The following is a 1,081-nucleotide window of genomic DNA, read 5'->3' on the forward strand; positions in this document are numbered from 1 at the left end:
ATCATCTATTTTTCCGACCATGCGGTCGATATCACGATCATCCCTCACTGAAGGATTATAAATATTAATTACAGTTGGTTCAGTAGACATTGTTGCTGCAATCCCTTCACCAATCTCACCTAATGTCTTTTTATTCAACGGTAAAACTGCTTCTGGCCCCGCTTCTCCTGCACCTTGCAACTGACCATTACTCATACCGAAAATGGTAGGTCTAGTAAAGATACCGCCTTTTGCACGCCATTGCACATCGATACCAGATGGGAAAGTAATGTCTTTACCCAAAATATTTTTCGTACTAGTCTGCAGACTGAAGTGTGGCATTTTAGGCATTTCCGGTTTCGGAATCTTTAATTTCAAATCACTGAAAAACCCTTTGATTTTATCAATGAATCCCTTTACTTTATCTACCGCATCTTTTATCGGATCAACAATAAATCTCTTTGCTGCATCAAATTTTTCTTGCGCTGCATTCTTTACAGAATCAAATTTTTCCCGTGCCGTATTGTACATATCATTGAACTTCTCTTTTGCAGAATTATAAGCTGAAATCACTGGATCAATAATGTATTTATAAACTAAATTCCATGCCGTAAGTGTATAAGATTGGATTTTGGCCCAATTACCTAGTATCCAATTCGCTAAATCATTCAATTTTTCTTTCGTTGCATTCCACAATTCCTGAACAGGCTGAATGACATATTGCTTTACTAGATTCCATGCTGCGGAAGTATATGATTTCACTGTCTCCCACTGTGAATTTAACCAAGAAACAAGCGCGCCGATCTGTTCTTTAACCCAATCCCATGCTTCTTGAACAGGCTGAATAATATATTGTTTAAATAAGCCCCAAGCAACTTGTGCAGAAGCCTTTATAAGTTCCCACTGTGTACTAAGCCATGTAACTAATTCACCAATTTGCGCACTTATCCAATCATACGCTTCCTGGATCGGCTGTATAATATATTGAGATATTGCCGCCCATGCAATTTGTGCCCCTGCCTGAATGAGTAGCCAACCTGCTTCTAAAACTGTAGAAACTGCTGAAATAATCGGGTCTAAAACTGTGAGTATTGTATCCCAT

At 38.6% G+C, this 1,081-nt stretch carries 1 pseudogene; it reads right to left on the reverse strand.

Annotated elements, in window-relative coordinates:
- A pseudogene (locus RT27_RS35625) lies at positions 1 to 1,081 on the reverse strand (phage tail tape measure protein); the annotation flags it as partial.

This window comes from Bacillus sp. L_1B0_5 (assembly GCF_000836715.1).
GTDB classification, from domain to species: domain Bacteria; phylum Bacillota; class Bacilli; order Bacillales; family Bacillaceae_G; genus Bacillus_A; species Bacillus_A thuringiensis_S.